This is a genomic window from Cutibacterium acnes (assembly GCF_003030305.1).
GTDB lineage: Bacteria > Actinomycetota > Actinomycetes > Propionibacteriales > Propionibacteriaceae > Cutibacterium > Cutibacterium acnes.
Genome location: NZ_CP023676.1, coordinates 959,309 through 975,892 on the forward strand (window position 1 = coordinate 959,309; position 16,584 = coordinate 975,892).

Sequence of the window (16,584 nt, forward strand, 5' to 3'; positions counted from 1 at the left end):
GGTGAACCCCTCTACAGCAGTCGCCCGACGTCTGGTGAATGCTCTCGTTGAGGCCGGGGTCGAACACGTCGTGTATTGCCCCGGATCCCGGGATGCCCCTATTGGGTATGCGTTGGCTGATGCTGAAACTGCTGGATGGCTGCGGGTTTACGTGCGTCTGGACGAGAGGTCAGCTGGTTTCGTCGCCCTAGGGCTGGGCCGGGCTGGCTGCCCGGCTGCGTTAGTCACGACCTCGGGCACCGCGGTGGCCAACATTCACCCGGCCGTTCTCGAGGCCGACGCTGCCGGGGTGCCGCTTATCGTCCTCTCGGCCGACCGTCCCGCCGAGATGTGGCACACGGGGGCTAACCAGACGACTGTCCAAACCGGGATCTTCGGGTCCGCGCCACGTCTCAGCACTGATGTGCCGGCCGGATTCCCCGCCGACGAACGCCTCGACGCTCTTGTTCTACGGGCTGTGACAGCCGCGACCGGGGCGCTGAGCGCCGACCCGGGCCCGGTGCACCTCAACGTGAGCTTTCGTGACTCGCTCGTGCCTGACGGGCCGTGGCAGCCGCAGGCATTGGTGCCCCGTCGGGTGAGTTCCTTCCCGACTGCACCGACGCCGCTGGTGATGCCTGCCCGGACGGTCGTCGTGGCCGGGGACGGTGCCGGATCGCTCGCCCGCGAGTTGGCACAGCAGGGCGGATGGCCTCTGCTGGCCGAACCCACCTCGGGCTCCCGGGTCGGGGACAACGCTCTCACCGACTACCAGACGGTCCTGGGTAGCGAGCTGGTCGACGATGTCGAGGCTGTCCTCGTCCTGGGCCACCCCACTTTGTCGCGCCCGGTGTCGCGGCTGTTAGCGCGTCCCGACGTTACCGTCGTAACTGATCGCAGTCGGTGGACTGACGTCGCCGGGGTAGCCCGGGTCGTCACGGGACCGGTGGAACTGGCCGAGATCGATACCGACCCGGCGTGGCTCGGCCGCTGGAAGGACGCAGACCGGCCCGTCGTACCGACCGCCAAGCAGCGCCTGTGCCGCGACATCTGGTGGGCCTGTACGACCCCGAACGCCCCCGTGCTTGTCATTGGCGCCTCCGAAGTCATCCGCTGTTTCGATCGATTTGCTGTGCCCGGCGACATCGCTCCAACGGCGCTGGCCAACCGGGGGCTGGCAGGCATCGACGGCACCATCGCTACGGCGATCGGTGTGGGGTTGGGCACCGGTCGGCCGGTGCGTGTTGTCGTCGGCGATCTCACCTTCGCCCACGACGCCATGTCCCTGCTGTTGGGAGAGACCGAACCTGAACCTGACGTGCAGGTTGTCGTCCTGGACGACCGTGGTGGGGCGATTTTTAGCGGCCTTGAGCACGCCGCCGCCCCCGCGCCTGTGCTGCGACGGATGTTTTTGACCCCTCAGCGTCTCGATTCCGCCGCCCTCGCGCACGCCCTCGGAGCGAGTCACCGGAGGGTCTCTCCAGACGACCTCCAGTTCCTCGACGAACCGGTTGTGGGTCGTCAGGTCGTTTCGGTACCACTCACCTGACCGTTGGGCAGGGCGTCGCCGAAGGCTTCCATCTTGGCGCCAACCTCGATCCACTCCTTAGCAGGGTCAGAGGTTGGCAAGATTCCGGCTCCAGCGAACATTCTCACCTGGCGCGAGTCCTCACTGAATTGTCCACAGCGCAGCGCTAGGGCCCACTGTCCCGACCCGTCCGAGCTCATCCAGCCCACCGGCCCGGCGAACCGTCCCCGGTCCAAGTGCTCTATCTGCGCGATGAGCTTGTAAGAGGCCTCGCGGGGGGTGCCGCACACGGCGGCGGTCGGGTGCATTGCATCGACGATGCGCGCCGCGTTGGAGCCGTTCACCCTAGCGGTGACATCGGTCGCCAAGTGGACGACATTGGGGAGCTCCAAACGGAAAGGACCGCGGATGACAGGATCAGTCAGCCCGGCCTGGGCCAGTCGCCCGGTGACCGAGGCCACCGCCAGCTCGTGTTCGTGGCGTTCCTTGGGGTTGTCGAGCAGCTCGTGGGCCCAGGCCGGTTTGCGGGTGCCGGCCAGCACCCGACAGCGGAAGAGCCCGTCGCGGCAGTCGACGAGCAGCTCGGGGGTTGCCCCCACCAGCCCGTCGTGGCTGTACGTCCAGCAGCCGGGGAACCGTGCGGCCAGTCGTGAGGCGACCTGACTGCGGTCGATGGGCACCTCAGAGGTGATGTCGACCGCCCCGGCCAATACCACCTTCTCGAGCTGCCCGTCGTGGTCTAGCTGCTGGGTCACCGCGGTAACCGACGCTGTCCATGTGGCTTCGTCGATGGCCGGTCTACGGGTCAGGTGTTTCTTCGGCTCGGGCCCCCACGTTCGTCGGGTGAGCCGCTGGTGATTCGTCACCTCGGTCGGCCCCCCGAGGTGACGACGTCGGATGAGCACCTGCGGGACCACGAGGAACCCTTCCTGGGTGCGCGAGAAGGGAAACGAGCCGAAGGCGAAGAGGTCCTGCCCTTCGGACGCCATCCGGCGCCAGGCGGACTCGACCGCTCCGTGACCGGATGCGGTGAAGCGTCGAGTGACGCCCCAGCCGACCATGGCGGGGGCGTCGTCGGAGTCAGGGGCCAACCAGATCCACGGGTCGACGCCCTCGGGCACCCAGTGGAGCACTTCATCAAGCCAGGCCGTTCCCGGCAGGGCCGAGACGGTGTCAGAGCAGGGCAGCAGGTTTAGCACGGGCTCGACCTTACTTGCTGAAGCCCACACAATGCTTTGCGGGAGACCCGGACTACGGGTGCGACCACGACGTTGCACGCAAACAATGTGGTCGCACCCAACGCCCAAGAAGTGATGCGTCAAATTCGACCGACCGCGACAAGAAGTCAAGATTTTCGAGAAGTTCACCCACGGCGACCAGACGCAGAAAATCGTCAAAGTCAATGGGGAGACGCGATCATGAAATTCGGCATAGTAACTGCGGACGAAAAGACCGCGATCCACGTCGTGGAGTCGATATATCCGAAGGCCAGAAAACGTCCAGAGTTGACGAAGAATGGAGCGACATGGGCTTGGATGAGGTCAACGAACTGGCCGAGCGATTCGACGTGTGGGAAACCCCGGTGGTCCACTATGCGCTCGATCTCAGTGCGCCGTGAGGACTCTACATTCTCCGATTGTCATGGCTGTTCACAGACGTGTTCAGACGACGAGTGGACACATTGTGTCATCACAGGGCCTCCTGTCATGTGTGAATCAGACAGGAGGCTCTCAAGCGCAGCATGATCGGCGCGGCGCGGACCAAGGATTTCGCAGGTGACGTCTTGTGCGTGATGTCCCCGAAAACCAGCGGTCACACCCGCCAGGCTGCTCCGGACTCTAGCGTCGCCGTCGTTATTCGGCGTACCTCTACTCGGTCGATCTTGCCCGACGCCAGCATCGGCAGCTCGTCGACCTCAACGATGACCCGCGGAGCATGGGTGCGTCCCAGACGTCGTCCGACGAGGTCGCGCAGCGCCTCGGGACCTCGCCACCCCCGCCCCGGGACGACGACGGCGGTGACAACCTGGCCCCAGGTGGCGTCCGCCAAGCCAAGGACGAGGCCGTCGCGGACCATGCCGGTGGCCCGGATCTGGTCGAGCACCTGACCGGCGGCGATCTTGAGCCCGCCGGAGTTGATGACGTCGTCGATGCGCCCGTCGATGACCAGGCGCCCACTCTGCCAATGCCCGAGATCCTGGGTGGCCAGCCACGGCCCGACCGGACCTTCGTCGAGATAGCCGCTCATGATCATCGGCCCGGCGATGCGCACCCGGCTGTCGTCGGTCAGGTCGACCCGTACCCCTTCGAGTGGCACCCCGTCGTAGACGCACCCGCCGCAGGTCTCGCTCATGCCGTAGGTCACCCGTACCGGGACGCCAGCCTTCCGGGCCCGCGACAGCAACGACGTTGACGCGGCGGCCCCGCCGACGAGCACCGCGGCACACCGGGTCAGGGCCTCCGTCCCAACCGGGTCGTCGAGGAGCCGCGACAACTGGGTAGGCACCACCGATATCGCCACCCGGCCATCGTCATGACGGTTTACCGCCTCGTCGACGGCTGCCGCCACAGCCGGAGCGTCGAGGCGCCCCTCGACCACCACGACCTCGCGACCGTCGCCGACGGCTCGGGCGACGACCTGCAGCCCAGCGATGTGATGGGGAGGCAGGGCCAGCACCCACGTGCATGGCCATCCCAAGCGCTCCCGGGTGGCCGTACCCGAGGCTCGCAACTGCGTTGCCGACAGTCCGACGAGACGCCCGGTCCCGGAGGTCGACCCCGAGGTGCGCATGACGAGGGCGACCTCGTCTGGCAGCCACACCGTGCGGTCCTCGACATCTTGGAACACCGCCGGAGGCAACTCGTTGCCACCGGCCGGCACGAGCACCGACCGGGCCCCGTCGAACACTTCGGTCAGACGCCCAGCCAGCCAGTCGACGTCTTCGCGCGTGCGCTCGACGCGTACCACCCGCACCCGCGATGTCAGCTCGGATCCCACGACGGCCTCAGAAGTAATAGGGGTAGTCGGACCAGTCCGGGGAGCGGTGCTCGAGGAAGGCGTCACGTCCCTCCTGAGCTTCCTCGGTCATATATGCCATCCGGGTCGCCTCGCCAGCGAATGCCTGCTGACCAGCGATGCCGTCGTCAACCATATTAAAGGCATACTTGAGCATCCGGATCGCCTGCGGGGATTTGCCAGCGATCGTCAGTCCCCACTCAATGGCGGTGTTCTCCAATTCAGCGTGGCCAACGGCCCGGTTGATGACGCCCCACTTTTCGGCCTGCTCGGCGTCATATGTTTCGGCGAGGAAGAAGATCTCGCGGGCTCGCTTGTCACCGATCTGGCGTGCCAGTAGGGCCGAGCCATACCCGGCATCAAATGAACCGACGTTGGCATCGACCTGCTTAAACCTGGCGTACTCGCGGCTGGCCACGGCCATATCGGCTACCACCATGAGGGAGTGGCCGCCGCCGGTTGTCCATCCAGGGATGGCGGCGATGATCGGTTTGGGGGTGGCACGCATGAGGCGTTGCACCTCAAGGATGTGGAGACGTCCCAGCCGTCCCTTCTCGACGCGTTCGCGTCGGGCGTCGGTGGCCAGGTCCTCGTCGCCGGAGGTTTCCTGCGACTCGTACTGGTATCCGGCGGCCCCACGGATCCGTTGGTCGCCGCCTGAGCAGAAGGCGTACCCACCGTCGCGCGGGGAAGGGCCATTGCCGGTGAGGATGAGTGCCGCAACATCTGGGGTGCAACGAGCGGCGTCGATACAGCGGTACAACTCGTCAACCGTGTGGGGGCGGAAGGCGTTGCGGATGGCCGGGCGGTCGAAGGCAATGCGTACCACCGGCAGATCCTCCCCAGCCGGGGCGTGGTCAGACTCGCCCCGAGACACGAGGCGATGGAAGGTCATGTCGGTCAGCGGATCTCCGGGAAGGTCAACATCGCGCCAGCGGGCTGCATCAAAAGTGTCAGAAACGAAAGGAAGGGTGCTCACCCGGTGGAAGTTACCACTGCCTGCCTACCTGGAATGACGAGCTAGCCGCGACGCCGAGATGACGCCACCGACCGCCCCGCCGAGGTGAGCCTGCCAGGAGACACCTGCCGCGCCCGGCAGCACTCCCCACAGCACTGATCCGTAAATGAGGAATACGATGATCGCTATCAGGATGTCGTGCAGTCTCTTGGTGAACAGGCCGCGGACCAGCAGATAGGCCAACCAACCGAAAACGATCCCGGACGCCCCCAGAGTGATCGTTCCGGGAGCGCTGAAACACCACGCGAAAAGTCCCGAGCACACCATGATCGTCAGCCCTGAGACGATCCAGGTTCGTGTCGACTCCAGGTACACGAGCATTCCGAGGACAAACAGCGGCACTGAATTGCCGGCCAGATGTGCCCAACCGTAGTGCAGCCATGGGGCAGTGAAGATTTCCCACAGCCCCTGCCCGGTCCAGGAATGGATGCCGAAGTGGTCAAGAGTGTTGCCAAGCATGGTGTCGATGACCTCGAGGATCCACATGATCGCGACGACGACGGCCATCACACCTGCGCTGTTCGCAATGGAATTGGTGCGGATCGGCGGTGGGGCCTGACGCCGGCGGACAGGAGCGGACGACGGGGGCAGATAGGAAGTCATGTACCCAGTGTGGCAAAGAAGAATCAAAGAACTTATGTGATTTTCTTCACATAAGACGCATTGTGTGGTTCCAGTGTTCCCAACATGTCGGATGCCGCAACAGCGGCGGAAGGTCGAGGAGGACCGTATGACGAACCAACAGGACGTCTTCGAACCTGATCAGAACATCGTCGACAACGCCTGGGTCTCAGGCTAGAAGACGCTTGAGGGCAAGGCAAAGGCCGACCTAATCGCGTACTGGGACGAGCAGGCCCAAGAGCTGGGATGGTCAAAGCCGTGGGATAAGGTCCTTGACGACTCGAACAAGCCTTTCTTTCAATGGTTCACTGGCGCTAAGACCAATATTGTCACCAACGCGGTGGATCGGCATCTCAGTACCGCCCGCCGCAATAAGCTAGCCCTTATCTGGGTCGGTGAGAACACTGATGAGGTGCGTACCTTTTCCTATTTCGCCCTCAACCGAGAAGTCGAGCAGATGGCCAATGTTCTTAAGGCGATGGGCGTGCGCAAGGGCGATGTCGTCACTATTTATCTGCCTCGCATCCCGGAGATCTTTTTCGCGATGTTGGCCTGCGCCAAGATTGGTGCGGTGCATTCGGTGGTTTTTGCAGGCTATTCGTCGGAGGCTCTTAACGCGCGTATTGATGGCTCGGAGTCGAAGGTCGTTATCACCGTCGACGGTTCGTGGATTAACGGCAAGGTCTTTCCCATGAAGCAGATTGTCGATGAGCCGTGAAGTTCTCCCTGGCCGTCGAGAACGTCATTGTGGTGCGCAATACGAAGACCGAGGTTTCGATGGACTTGACTTGTGACCACTGGTACGACGAGTTGTGCAAGCTGCCGATCGCTAAAGGCAAGTGCGAGACCGTCCAGGTGGTCTCAGAAGACCCACTGTTCATTCTGTACACCTCTGGGTCCACCGGCAAGCCGAAGGCCATCGTTCATACCCATGGTGGCTACCAGGTTGGCACCTACATCACCCTCAAGCAGTGCTTCGACATTAAGGAAGAGGACCGCTGGTGGTGTACTGCTGATCCGGGCTGGATTACGGACACTCCTACCTCGTCTACGGCCCGCTGCTCAACGGTGCCACCGTCTTCATGCATGAGGGCGGTCCGACGTATCCATACCCCGACGGCTGGTGGCAGCTCATTGAGCACTACGGCATCACTAGCTTCTACACCGCTCTAACCGCTATTCGCACTTTCATGTGCTTTGGCGACGCCTGGGTGCGCAAACACGATCTGTCCAGTTTGCGCGTACTCGGTTCGGTTGGCGAGTCCATCAACCCGGAGGCTTGGCGCTGGTTCCACGACGTGGTCGGTGACGGCACGTGTCCGATCACCGATACCTGGTGGCAGACCGAAACTGGCATGTTCCAGATCACCACTGTGCCGTCGATGCCGCTCAAACCAGGTGCCGTTGGGCGTCCGGTCTTTGGCCAGGAGGCTGCTGTTGTCGACGAGGAGGGCCATGAGCTCCCTGCGGGCAAAGAGGGCTTCCTCGTCCTCAAAAACCCGTGGCCGGCCATGATGCGCACCCTGTATAAGGATCCGGATCGATACCTCGAGGCGTACTGGACGAAGTACCCGGGTGTCTATCTCACCGGTGATTCCGCACGAATCGATGATGACGGCTACATATGGATCATCGGACGTGCTGACGACGTCATCAAGGTATCCGGTCACCGCATCGGTACTGCTGAGGTGGAGTCCGCTCTGATCTTTCACCCCGCCGTCGCCGAGGCTGCGGCCATAGGGCTGCCTCACGAAGTGAAGCGCAACGCGATCCATATGGTCGTTGTACTCAATCATAGTTTCGAGCCGACGAAGAATCTCGTCTCTGATATCCGCGGACACGTCGCCGAAACCCTCTCGCCGATTGCCAAGCCTGACACCATCGAGTTCGTCGACAAGTTGCCGAAGACCCGCTCCGGCAAGATCGTGCGTCGCGTCCTCAAAGCTCGTGTCCTGGGTGGAGACGAGGGAGACCTGTCAACCCTAGAGGACTGAGGCCATTACCGGGAGGGGCGGGGTATGCCATGTCCTCGTCCCTCGTGCTTGTCGACCATGTCAGCGGTGTCCTTGCCAGGCCCGCATTGACTGTGAGTACGTGTCGGCGAGATCAGGCTGCGACAGAATATGCGTGCCGTAGGAGTTGGCAAAATTGACCTGTTTATCTGTTCGGTGTGATCTACAGCCATTGGGCAAAATTCTTTGCAGCCTCAACTTCGTTGCTAGATCCTTTGGCGTAGTGATTGTAGGCCTGTCAGACGCCCCTCCCGTCATATTCGTGGTACCACTGGACGATCTTTCCTGAGCCACCAGGCATGGCGCTAGAATTTGAATCGGGTGAGAAACTATGGGTGTTTGATCCGCATCCGGTTAGGGCGGCAGTGGCAAGACCTGCGGATGCGTGAAGGAAGTGCCGGCGAGAGATTTTTCATGACAGTTAAATCCTCAAGCTGTTGAGTATTCATTACATTGAGCCAGGTATTTGCTATGTGGATACCTATGAGGTGTTTATAAAGTTGTCTGAATCGTCGTCACGCTATCGTGCCGTGATGATGTGCGGGATGAATTGACGAGCTATGCTGCGTGGCAGATATCTTTGACAACTGCCGCGGAAGGCGTCAGGTGACATCATGCAAAAGTGTACCCCGTACCCCCGCATAATGAGGAGGACCATGACGCACGCCGACAATAGCCTGCCAGAACTTCATCCAGCTGACGGGCCGTGGAGCATCTACCTCCACGTTCCCTTCTGCGCATCGCGGTGCGGGTACTGCGACTTCAACACTTACGTGCTGTCAGCGATGGGAGATGACGCGGTTGCGGGGTATCTCGACGCCGCCCACCAGGAACTCGAGCTGGCTGCTGACGCGCTGGGGGATGCACAGCCTCCGGTTTCGACGATCTTCTTTGGGGGCGGCACTCCGACGATGCTCTCCCCAGTGCAGCTGGGGGAGCTCATCGATCACATTCGTACCCTATGGGGGATTGACCCTGACGCCGAGGTCACCACTGAGGCCAATCCCGAAACCCTCAGCGTAGAAGTCTTAGCCGGCCTACTGAAAGCCGGGATTAACCGGTTATCGATGGGAATGCAGTCCGCCGACGAGTATGTCTTGACGGTCTTAGATCGTCGCCATCGGCCAGGACGCGCCGTCGAGATGGCACAGCTGGCGCGCCAGGTCGGATTCGACGACGTCAGCTTGGATCTCATCTTCGGCGCCCCCGGGGAGAACTTTGACTCGTGGCGACACAGCCTCGACGTCACGTTGACGGCTGAGCCAGACCACATTTCCGCATACTCCCTCATCGTTGAAGAGGGAACTCGGCTGGCGGGCAGAATCCGTCGGGGAGAACTACCTATGACTGACGAGGACGATCTCGCTGACAAATACCTGCTTACCGAAAAGATTCTCACCGAGGCTGGGTACGTCAACTACGAGGTCTCGAACTGGGCTCGTCCTCGCAGCGGCCGGGATCACCGATGTCGACACAACATGGCGTACTGGTTGGGGTACGACTGGTGGGGAATTGGCCCGGGGGCTCATTCTCACGTTGCTGGCACGCGGTGGTGGAATGTCAAACACCCTGCCACCTACCGGAACGTGCTGGGTGACAGAGTGCTGCCCGTTGACGACTATGAGGTTCTTGGTGATGTGCAGCGTCATGAGGAGACGGTGCTTCTTCGGTTGCGTTTGGCTGATGGGTTGCCGATGGCGGATCTGTCCGAGGTCGAATGTATGCGGGCTACTGAGGTTGTCGAGCAGGGGCTCGGGACAATGGAGGAGGGGCGGCTGGTACTCAACTTGTCAGGTCGAATGGTGGCTGACCGAATCATTACCGATCTCCTGGTCTAGCCGTCTTCATCCACCAGGTCGTCAGGTCGGCCGCTAGCGCGGCTTGTCGTCATTGTCACACGTGGCAATACAGTGGCTATCGTGATCGACCGGTACTCTCACGACGTCCTTGCAAGCGGCTGGCGCACCTCTCACATGAAGAAGAGCGCTGACATGCCACTGGAACTTGGCATGGTCATTGAGGATCCTTCCAGCGGATTCGTGGGGGCTGTCGTCGGGTGGCAAAACGGCCTGGTTGTGCTTGAGGACCGCAAGGGTAAACGCAAATCCTTCCCCGTTGGACCGGGGTTCTGGGTGGACGGGCGACCCGTCAACCTGTGTATTCCCCCGCGTCAAGGAAGCGCGAGTATCAAACACACGGCGTCTGGGTCCATCGCCGGTGGTGCTGAACCGGCCCGAGTTGCCCTTCCTAGCCGGATATACGTCGAGGGACGTCATGACGCTGAACTCGTCGAAAAGATATGGGGCGACGACCTGCGCCACGTCGGGGTCGTTGTGGAATACATGGGTGGCATGGACGACCTCGTCGGGATCGTCGCCGAGTTTAAGCCTGGTCCGGGGCATCGCCTTGGCGTGTTGGTTGACCACCTCGTTGCCGACACCAAAGAGTCACGGGTAGCGGACGAAGTACGTCGTGGTGGGTATAGCGAGTATGTCATGATTACCGGTCATCGCTTTATTGACATCTGGCAGGCCATCAAACCTCAACGAATTGGCCGTCAAGAATGGCCTGAGGTCCCGATGGACGAAGACTTCAAACTCGGCACCCTGAAGCGTCTGGGCCTGCCTCACTCGACCCAAGCTGACGTCGGTAAGGCCTGGCAGGCCATGCTGGCACGAGTGCGCGACTGGCACGATTTAGACCCCCGCTTTAACACGGAGATGGAGAAACTTATCGATTTCGTCACGCGTGACCATGTCGACGAGCTGGACAATGGGGAGATGGCATGAGTATTGACGTCGACACGGTGTCTGACCTCATCCGGGATGTGAGTGCCAGGGTTATCGATCCCCGGTTCCGGACCCTCCACGATCATCAAATCCACCAGAAAAAGCCCGGGGACTTCGTTACTGATGCCGATCGTCAGGCCGAGTGCGAGCTGGGTGCCGCTGTGACCAAGTATGCCGGCGGTATTGTCGTGGGGGAGGAATCAGCCTTCGCCGACCCAACCATCCTTGATGCCGTTTCCGATGCTGACCTGGCCTGGGTCATCGACCCCATTGATGGCACCAAGAACTTCGTGCACGGGTCTGTTGATCACGGCGTCATGCTTGCTCAGCTCAGCCGTGGTGAAACAGTCAGAGGATGGATATGGCAGCCGCAGTACGGGCACATGTGGTTCGCTGAGCATGGCGCCGGAGTGACGTGCGACGGTGATGAGGTGACGCGAGGAGATTCCCACTCTCCGGTTCGTGCTGCCACCACCCATGAGGCCTACAAGATTCCCTCGCCTGTGGTGGAATGGCGAATGGCGAAATGGTGCTGCGCGGTGGATTATCCGTTGGTGTGCCAGGACGAGAACGATGTCACCGTCTATCAACACTCTTACCCGTGGGATCACCTTCCTGGCGCGCTCATGGTACGAGAAGTCGGTGGAGTAGTGCGTACTGTCGATGGGGCGGAATATGGTTCGCGAGAAACCTCCGGAAAGCTCATTGTCGCCGCCGATGAAGAGGCTTATGAGACGGTAGCCAAACTGCTGCGCTGAATCTCCTCGCTGTGGCTTTCAGGGGAGAGGGAGATGTCGGTCGGTGAGCGGGATATTCGTGGGAATTCGCTCGGCGAGCTGGGCACGCTGATTCATAACGCCGGTGGCATCTATGGGCTGGCCGTGTCCAGGAACATAGATGCCGGCTCCGTCGGTGCCCGTGATGACCGAATCGATCGCCCGTGGCCAACCACGGACGTCAGTCGTCTCGTCAGATTGTGGTTCTCCTGCGGTCTCTACGAGGTCTCCGACGAAGGTGATCTTTTCGTCGCGCACAATGACAATGAGGTCGCCGTCGGTGTGAGCCGGGCCGGGATGGATAACCTCGGCACCCAATCCTCCCAAATTCACATACGCCATAAGAGATACGGGGTGGTCGACATGGAGGTCGGGACAGTGAGCTAGCGCAGCCTCGTGCATCCACACTTCAGCATCGGTGATGCCGGGTAGGCCACCGCTGTGGTCGTAGTGGTGATGGGTGACGACGATTCGATCGACGGGGCGGCCTAGCATGCGGGCTGCTGACATCGCCAAGGTATGCCCCTGCTCGGGAGTCGATCCGGTATCGATGAGGAGGACGTGGTCCTCGCCAGCTACCAGTCCGCAAGTGACACTCCCTGGTTCAACAGAGGTTGTCCACACCCGAGGTGTGAGGGCGAACCATTGGGGAGTCTCGGGATTCGTCGACATGGCCACCAGTCTGGCACGTTTGGGGGGAATGTGCTGCCAGCGAGAGAGGCAGGAGGACCGAGTGTGAACGCGATAAGGTGGCACTCGGCACCCGAGAGTGCCAAAGTGGGATGTGCATTTGGCCGGATCGCGTGAGGAGGGGTTGTGCTCGACGACCGCAAGCTCGACGTGCTCAAAGCCATCGTCACCGATTACGTCTCCAGCAAGGAGCCGGTAGGTTCAAAGGCGCTGGTGGAACGCCACGGGTTGCGCGTTTCCCCGGCTACCGTCCGTAACGACATGGCCGTACTAGAGGAGGAGGGGTACATTACCCACCCCCACACCAGCGCCGGGCGCATCCCTACGGACAAGGGGTACCGCCTCTTCGTCGACCGCATCGCTACTCTCAAGCCGCTCTCGGCGCCTGAGCAACGAGCCATTCAGGCATTCATGACTGGGGCGGCGGACCTTGACGACATCGTGCGCCGTACTGTGCGCCTGCTTGCTCAAATCACCCACCAGGTAGCGATTATGCAGTACCCGGTGGCGACGACGGGGACGATTCGTCACCTCGAATTGGTGAGTTTGTCGACCGATCGTATCCTTATCGTGCTCATCATGTCGTCGGGATCGGTAGAGCAGCAGATCGTTGAGCTTCCGGGCCACGACGAGCAGAGTCTTGCTGCACTTCGCACCCGGCTAAATGAGACTCTCGTCGGATTGACAGTCGCTGAAGCGGCCGACTCGCTCAACCGCTTTCTTGACGACCTGGGACCGGCCGAAGGGCCTCGGGCAGCGTCGGTGATTGCTACCGTTCTCGAGATCCTTGCCGTCGACCCATCTGCTCGGGTTGTGGTCGCCGGGGTTCCCAATCTCACCGCATTCGGTGCACAGTGGGAGACAGCGGTACGTCCCGTCCTTGAGGCCCTTGAAGAGCAGGTCGTCCTTATGCGACTGCTCGGCGAGGCAACCGCGGGGGAGGCTGGCGAGGTTACGGTCCGCATCGGCGCCGAGAACACCGATGTACCTTTCCAATCGACCTCGTTAGTGGCGAGCACCTACGGTCCCGAGGATGCCTTGTCGAGTCTTGGCGTCGTCGGGCCGACCCGAATGGACTACCCCTCAACCATGGCAGCTGTGCGAGCCGTGGCCCGTTATGTGGGCCGGTTCCTGGCAGAAGGATGATTCTTGAGTAACGACTACTACGAGATTCTTGGCGTTTCCCATGATGCGAGTGCCGACGAGATCAAGAAGGCGTATCGCCGTAAGGCTATGAAACTCCACCCCGATGTTGCCGGGCCCGGATCAGAGGAGGAGTTCAAAAAGGTCCAAGAGGCTTATGAAGTCCTCCAGGATCCGCAAAAGCGCGCCGTTTTTGATCGTGGCGGTGATCCCAATGCCCGGATGGGCGGGTTCGGCGAAGGCGGATTTAGCAGTGCTGGATTCGATTTCACCAATCTTGTTGACGCCATGTTTGGTGGCAGCTCTCCCTTTGGTTCTGGTGGTGGCCGCGGCCCGCGCTCGCGTACCCGCCGTGGCCAGGACGCTCTGGTCCGAATGCGTCTTAGCCTCGCCGAGGCAGTTTTTGGCGTTACCAAGTCGTTAGAAGTCGACACCGCAGTGGTGTGCCCGAAATGCCAGGGTAAGGGCGCACAGTCCGGTTCCGAGCCTGTGACCTGCGATACCTGTCAGGGGCGCGGTGAGGTCATTACCGTGCAGCGCTCCTTCCTTGGTGATATCCGCACCAGCCAACCCTGCCCGACCTGCCATGGTTACGGTACGGTCATTCCTGATCCCTGCCAGGAGTGTTCCGGTGAGGGGAGGGTACGCACCACTCGCACGATCAACGTCAAGATTCCCGCCGGAGTGGCTGACGGCAACCGCATCCATCTCGATTCCCAGGGAGAAGTCGGTCCCGGAGGTGGTCCGGCCGGTGACCTGTATATCGAGATGACGGTCAGTCCCCATGATGTCTTTACCCGTCACGGTGACGACCTCGAGATGGTTGTCACCATCCCGATGACGGCCGCAGCGCTGGGGGCGAAGGTCCTCATGCACACGTTGGAAGCCGATCGCGAGGACTTCGCCGAGGATACTAAGACCGTCACTGTCGAGGTGCCGGCCGGCACCCAGTCCGGAACCCGGATCGTCGTTTCCGAACGAGGCGTGCCGAGGCTTCGTCGCAACGGGCGTGGTGATCTTGGTGTCACGTTCATCGTCCAGACACCGACGAAACTTGACTCCCACCAGAAGGATTTGCTGCGTCAGCTAGCTGAGGCTCGGGAAGAAACCAATGCTTCGGCGTCGGTAGAGAAATCAGGCGGTCGCGGCATGTTTTCCCGCATCAAGGAAGCTTTTGGCGGATGAGTGACCCCTGCTTTCTTGGCGAGGTCGCCGCAGCTGTGCCCGGATCGGTGGTAGAAATCACCGATGCAGAGGGCCACCATGCTGGCTCGGTTCGACGCATTCGGGTAGGTGAGACTGTTCTCGTCACCGACGGGCAGGGTCATGCCGTTCGCGGCCCTGCCATTGAGGTGACGAAGGGGTCAGTTAGCGTCGAGACCGTTGAGATCCTCCATACTCCCGCGACCACGCATCGATGGGTCGCCGTCCAAGCATTGCCGAAGTCCGATAGAGCTGAGCTGGCGGTGGCGACCCTCACCGAGATGGGAGTTCACGAAATCCTCGCCTGGCAGGCTGATCGGAGCATCGTGCGATGGAAGGGCGACAAGCAAGCCAAGGGCGTCGCGAGGTGGCAAGCGGCTGCCCGTGAGGCCACCAAACAGTCTCGACGTTTTCTTGTGCCGCAGGTAGAACTAGCGCAGACCCGTGAAGTTGTTAAGCGGATTTGCAATGCCCAGGCCGCCTACGTTTTGCACGAGTCGGCCAGTGAACCGCTGGTGCATCAGGAGCTGCCGGCATCCGGTGAGGTCATCTTCATCGTCGGGCCAGAGGGTGGCATCACCAGCCAGGAAGTGGAGGCCTTCGTCGCGGCCGGTGCACGCCCTGTGACGGTGTCGGACGGGGTATTGAGAACCTCGACCGCCGGTGTGGTCGGCTTAGCCCAGTTGCGGGCTATGGCTAACCTCACCGTTTGCGATTGAGAACTTGGCGTTGGGTTCAGGGCTCGACGGTCACTTTGATGGCTTCGCCCTTGGCGACGATATCAAAGACCGTCATGACGTCGTCGAGTTTGACGTGACGGGTGATGAGATCCTTAACCGGAACCTGTCCCGAGGCGATGTACTGCAAGGCACGTTTGTTGTGCTCGGGGGCCGAGCCATTGGCGCCGTGGATGTGGAGTTGACGGTAATGGATCAGGTTCGAGTCGCAGGTGATCGTTGGGTTCGTCTTGGGCAGGCCGCCGAAGAAAGAAATACGGCCATTGCGGGCAGCCATGGACAAGGCCTGTTCCTGGGTGATGTTGGCCGGGGTCGCGGTGATGATGACGTCGGCACCGCGACCGTTGGTAAGTTCCATGACCTTGGCGACGACATCCTCCTGTGAACCGTCGATGGTGATGTCGGGCTTGACGGCAGCGGCTGACATTGCGAGGCGTTCGGCGTTGATGTCAATCATGACGATAGTGCCGACCTTGTGCACGCCACGCGCGATACGGGTGTGCATGCACCCGATCGGGCCGGCGCCAAAGATGACGAGGAAGTCACCTTTTTCGATGCCGAGTTGTTCCTGGGCGTTGATGGCGCAGGCGAAAGGTTCGGCGGCGCTGGCCTCGTCGAAATCGACGTCGTCGGGGATGCGATTGAGGCCGTCTACCTTGAGTACTTGCGGCGGGACGATCATATATTCCGCAAAACCACCGTCGTACTGATAACCGACGCTGGTCTGGTTTTGGCAGACCTGCATCCACCCTTTGCGGCACTCGTGGCACTGCCCGCACGGGACAGCGGCGATCGACTGGACCCAATCGCCGACCTTCCAGTCGCCAGCCACCTCGGAGCCGATTTCGACGATCTCGCCAGCAACTTCGTGGCCCATTGTCGTGACTCCGGTGATGTTCTGGTGGCCGTTGTGAAGGATCTTGACGTCGGTGCCACAGGTGGAGCAGTTGCGAACCTTAATCTTGATCTCGTCGGGCTTGCATTCCGGTTCGGGGACGTCTTCGAGACGAACATCCTCGGGTGCGTGGAACCTCAATGCCTTCATGATGTGTGCCTTTCTATAGATCCGCTGA

At 61.3% G+C, this 16,584-nt stretch carries 18 protein-coding genes and 1 pseudogene; 10 read left to right on the forward strand and 9 right to left on the reverse strand.

Annotated elements, in window-relative coordinates; translation table 11 throughout:
- Nucleotide 1: 1 nt before the first annotated feature.
- On the forward strand, nucleotides 2–1,528 hold the full coding sequence (menD, locus tag CPA42_RS04840; protein ID WP_002515465.1) for a 2-succinyl-5-enolpyruvyl-6-hydroxy-3-cyclohexene-1-carboxylic-acid synthase: 1,527 nt from the start codon (nucleotides 2–4) through the stop codon (nucleotides 1,526–1,528).
- Here the strand turns inward: menD and CPA42_RS04845 are convergent.
- The 5 genes from CPA42_RS04845 to CPA42_RS04865 all read right to left on the reverse strand — a co-directional run bounded on the left by CPA42_RS04845 (nucleotide 1,501) and on the right by CPA42_RS04865 (nucleotide 6,047).
- Entirely contained in the window at nucleotides 1,501–2,706 is a 1,206-nt protein-coding gene (locus CPA42_RS04845; protein ID WP_002515532.1) for an isochorismate synthase, read from the reverse strand. The two genes, menD and CPA42_RS04845, sit on opposite strands and share 28 nt — an antisense overlap.
- Before the next feature lie 200 nt (nucleotides 2,707–2,906).
- Nucleotides 2,907–3,098, reverse strand: coding sequence for a hypothetical protein (locus tag CPA42_RS04850; protein WP_002515669.1), 192 nt, complete (start codon nucleotides 3,096–3,098; stop codon nucleotides 2,907–2,909).
- 221 nt (nucleotides 3,099–3,319) lie between these two features.
- Entirely contained in the window at nucleotides 3,320–4,504 is a 1,185-nt protein-coding gene (locus CPA42_RS04855) for an AMP-binding protein (protein WP_002515630.1), read from the reverse strand.
- Nucleotides 4,505–4,511: 7 nt separating this feature from the next.
- Nucleotides 4,512–5,501 carry a 1,4-dihydroxy-2-naphthoyl-CoA synthase gene (locus tag CPA42_RS04860; protein ID WP_002515597.1) on the reverse strand — a complete coding sequence of 330 codons (990 nt, stop codon included), beginning with the start codon at nucleotides 5,499–5,501 and terminating at the stop codon, nucleotides 4,512–4,514.
- Between the two features lie 24 nt (nucleotides 5,502–5,525).
- The gene (locus tag CPA42_RS04865) at nucleotides 5,526–6,047 is read right to left on the reverse strand and encodes a rhomboid family intramembrane serine protease (RefSeq protein WP_002515517.1); all 522 of its coding nucleotides are present in this window, start codon (nucleotides 6,045–6,047) and stop codon (nucleotides 5,526–5,528) included.
- 454 nt (nucleotides 6,048–6,501) lie between these two features.
- Between CPA42_RS04865 and CPA42_RS12875 the strand changes: the two genes are divergently transcribed.
- From CPA42_RS12875 to CPA42_RS13530, 3 genes and pseudogenes are all read left to right on the forward strand, one after another.
- A complete protein-coding gene (locus tag CPA42_RS12875; RefSeq protein WP_002515529.1) occupies nucleotides 6,502–6,879 on the forward strand; it encodes an AMP-binding protein in 378 nt (125 codons plus the stop codon).
- Nucleotides 6,880–6,938: 59 nt separating this feature from the next.
- Nucleotides 6,939–7,621 (forward strand): annotated as a pseudogene (locus CPA42_RS13110) (AMP-binding protein); the annotation flags it as partial.
- Nucleotides 7,622–7,675: 54 nt separating this feature from the next.
- On the forward strand, nucleotides 7,676–8,155 hold the full coding sequence (locus CPA42_RS13530; RefSeq protein WP_328587357.1) for an AMP-binding enzyme: 480 nt from the start codon (nucleotides 7,676–7,678) through the stop codon (nucleotides 8,153–8,155).
- A 256-nt stretch (nucleotides 8,156–8,411) separates the two neighbouring features.
- Here CPA42_RS13530 and CPA42_RS13685 read toward each other — a convergent pair whose 3' ends face one another.
- Nucleotides 8,412–8,582, reverse strand: a complete 171-nt coding sequence (locus CPA42_RS13685; protein ID WP_226807274.1) for a twin-arginine translocation signal domain-containing protein — start codon at nucleotides 8,580–8,582, stop codon at nucleotides 8,412–8,414.
- Nucleotides 8,583–8,693: 111 nt separating this feature from the next.
- On the reverse strand, nucleotides 8,694–8,831 hold the full coding sequence (locus CPA42_RS04895) for a hypothetical protein (protein WP_002519055.1): 138 nt from the start codon (nucleotides 8,829–8,831) through the stop codon (nucleotides 8,694–8,696).
- On the opposite strand from CPA42_RS04895, the gene hemW reads away from it, so the two are divergent.
- The 3 genes from hemW to CPA42_RS04910 all read left to right on the forward strand — a co-directional run bounded on the left by hemW (nucleotide 8,818) and on the right by CPA42_RS04910 (nucleotide 11,720).
- Nucleotides 8,818–10,011, forward strand: coding sequence for a radical SAM family heme chaperone HemW (hemW, locus tag CPA42_RS04900; RefSeq protein WP_002519054.1), 1,194 nt, complete (start codon nucleotides 8,818–8,820; stop codon nucleotides 10,009–10,011). The genes CPA42_RS04895 and hemW overlap by 14 nt on opposite strands.
- 72 nt (nucleotides 10,012–10,083) lie before the next feature.
- Entirely contained in the window at nucleotides 10,084–10,962 is an 879-nt protein-coding gene (locus CPA42_RS04905; protein ID WP_002515472.1) for a DUF3097 domain-containing protein, read from the forward strand.
- The gene (locus CPA42_RS04910) at nucleotides 10,959–11,720 is read left to right on the forward strand and encodes an inositol monophosphatase family protein (protein WP_002515619.1); all 762 of its coding nucleotides are present in this window, start codon (nucleotides 10,959–10,961) and stop codon (nucleotides 11,718–11,720) included. The genes CPA42_RS04905 and CPA42_RS04910 overlap by 4 nt, the downstream gene beginning before the upstream one ends.
- Nucleotides 11,721–11,738: 18 nt before the next feature.
- On the opposite strand, the gene CPA42_RS04915 is transcribed toward CPA42_RS04910, so the two are convergent.
- Complete coding sequence (locus CPA42_RS04915; protein WP_002519053.1) at nucleotides 11,739–12,410, reverse strand: MBL fold metallo-hydrolase; 672 nt, start codon at nucleotides 12,408–12,410, stop codon at nucleotides 11,739–11,741.
- A gap of 144 nt (nucleotides 12,411–12,554) precedes the next feature.
- On the opposite strand from CPA42_RS04915, the gene hrcA reads away from it, so the two are divergent.
- Genes hrcA through CPA42_RS04930 form a run of 3 tightly spaced genes read left to right on the forward strand, consistent with a single transcriptional unit; the run spans nucleotide 12,555 to nucleotide 15,493 of the window.
- Nucleotides 12,555–13,574, forward strand: a complete 1,020-nt coding sequence (gene hrcA, locus CPA42_RS04920) for a heat-inducible transcriptional repressor HrcA (RefSeq protein ID WP_002515448.1) — start codon at nucleotides 12,555–12,557, stop codon at nucleotides 13,572–13,574.
- 3 nt (nucleotides 13,575–13,577) lie between these two features.
- Nucleotides 13,578–14,756, forward strand: coding sequence for a molecular chaperone DnaJ (dnaJ, locus tag CPA42_RS04925; RefSeq protein ID WP_002515494.1), 1,179 nt, complete (start codon nucleotides 13,578–13,580; stop codon nucleotides 14,754–14,756).
- Complete coding sequence (locus tag CPA42_RS04930; RefSeq protein ID WP_002515551.1) at nucleotides 14,753–15,493, forward strand: 16S rRNA (uracil(1498)-N(3))-methyltransferase; 741 nt, start codon at nucleotides 14,753–14,755, stop codon at nucleotides 15,491–15,493. Before dnaJ ends, CPA42_RS04930 begins: the two co-directional genes overlap by 4 nt.
- A gap of 16 nt (nucleotides 15,494–15,509) precedes the next feature.
- Here CPA42_RS04930 and CPA42_RS04935 read toward each other — a convergent pair whose 3' ends face one another.
- Nucleotides 15,510–16,556 (reverse strand): zinc-dependent dehydrogenase, encoded by a 1,047-nt coding sequence (locus CPA42_RS04935; RefSeq protein WP_002515577.1) that lies wholly within the window; start codon nucleotides 16,554–16,556, stop codon nucleotides 15,510–15,512.
- Between the last annotated feature and the right edge of the window lie 28 nt (nucleotides 16,557–16,584).

What these genes read in the sequence shown, in the direction of transcription:
- CPA42_RS04865 (WP_002515517.1), bottom strand. Translation starts at nt 6,047, where the DNA reads ATGGCCGTCGTCGTCGCGATCATGTGGATCCTCGAGGTCATCGACACC.
- CPA42_RS13530 (WP_328587357.1), top strand. Translation starts at nt 7,676, where the DNA reads ATGCGCACCCTGTATAAGGATCCGGATCGATACCTCGAGGCGTACTGG.
- hemW (WP_002519054.1), top strand. Translation starts at nt 8,818, where the DNA reads ATGAGGAGGACCATGACGCACGCCGACAATAGCCTGCCAGAACTTCAT.
- CPA42_RS04895 (WP_002519055.1), bottom strand. Translation starts at nt 8,831, where the DNA reads ATGGTCCTCCTCATTATGCGGGGGTACGGGGTACACTTTTGCATGATG.
- CPA42_RS04910 (WP_002515619.1), top strand. Translation starts at nt 10,959, where the DNA reads ATGAGTATTGACGTCGACACGGTGTCTGACCTCATCCGGGATGTGAGT.
- CPA42_RS04915 (WP_002519053.1), bottom strand. Translation starts at nt 12,410, where the DNA reads ATGTCGACGAATCCCGAGACTCCCCAATGGTTCGCCCTCACACCTCGG.
- CPA42_RS04930 (WP_002515551.1), top strand. Translation starts at nt 14,753, where the DNA reads ATGAGTGACCCCTGCTTTCTTGGCGAGGTCGCCGCAGCTGTGCCCGGA.
- CPA42_RS04935 (WP_002515577.1), bottom strand. Translation starts at nt 16,556, where the DNA reads ATGAAGGCATTGAGGTTCCACGCACCCGAGGATGTTCGTCTCGAAGAC.